Origin of the sequence: Ralstonia sp. TCR112 (genome assembly GCF_007997035.1) — a bacterium.
GTDB classification, from domain to species: domain Bacteria; phylum Pseudomonadota; class Gammaproteobacteria; order Burkholderiales; family Burkholderiaceae; genus Ralstonia; species Ralstonia edaphi.
The window spans coordinates 1-1,072 of the sequence record NZ_VOSS01000221.1; the positions used below are offsets into that span (position 1 = coordinate 1).

Genomic DNA, 1,072 nt, shown 5'->3' on the forward strand with positions numbered 1-1,072 from the left:
CAAGGTTGAACGAGTAGCCCGTCGGAATGACCAGGCCGACCACGGAGCGCTTGATGCCCATCTTCTCCAGCTTGTTCATGATGGACGGCAGCACCGCGTCGGACGATGCCGTGCCCAGCACCACCAGCAGTTCCGCGCGCAGGAAGCGGATCAGCTTGAAGATGTTGAAGCCCGCCACGCGCAGGATGGTCCCGAGCACCACAAACACGAACAGCGCCACGGCTGCATAGAACAGCAGCACCAGGAAGCCAAGCTGCTTGAGCGAGCCCGCGCCGTACTTGCCGACGGTAAAGGCCACCGCGCCCAGCACGCCCAGCGGCGCCAGGCGGATGATCACGGCCATCATGCGGAACAGCACATGCGAGAGCTGATCGATCAGGTTGACCAGCGGCTTCGTCCGCTCACCCAGCAGCGACAGCGAGCAACCGAACAGGATCGACACCAGCAGCACCTGCAGGATGTCGCCCTTCACAAAGCCGCTGACGAACGTATCGGGAATCAGCTTGAGGAAGAACGCTGCCACGCCGGTCGATTCCACCTGCTTGGCGGTGGTCATGTACGACGCCATGGCCGCCGGATCGAGCGATTTCGGATCCACATTCATGCCGTGGCCCGGCCCGAACACATAGGCCAGCGCAATGCCCAGCGCCAGTGCGATCGTCGTGACGATCTCGAAGTAGATGACGGCCTTGCCGCCTACGCGCCCGACCTTCTTCAGCTCGCCGGCGCCGCAGATCCCGACCACCACCACCGAGAAGACGATCGGCGCGATCAGCATCTTGATCAGCTTCAGGAAACCATCACCGAGCGGCTGCAGCTTCTGCGCAAATTCGGGCGCCCAGATGCCCAGCGCGATGCCGACCGCCAGGGCGATCAAAACCTGCCCGAACAACGGGCGCGTAAAGCGTTGCATGGTGAATCCTCCTTTGGATTACTGGTGTCTCAAGCCCCGCTCAATCGTCTGATTTGGTGTGCTGCGATTGTCGTCAGGGCTTTGTTGCGCTCACTGCAGTGCAACAAATTGTCGCGGTGAATTGTTGAGCGTTGACGGCATCATAGGCGATCCAATTTT

At 61.1% G+C, this 1,072-nt stretch carries 1 protein-coding gene; it reads right to left on the minus strand.

All coding sequences use genetic code 11. The features are described from left to right. Positions 1 to 913, minus strand: a 913-nt coding sequence (locus FUT88_RS25465; protein WP_147219331.1) for a cation:dicarboxylate symporter family transporter, incomplete at its 3' end; no start/stop codon positions are given. Positions 914 to 1,072 lie beyond the last annotated feature (159 nt).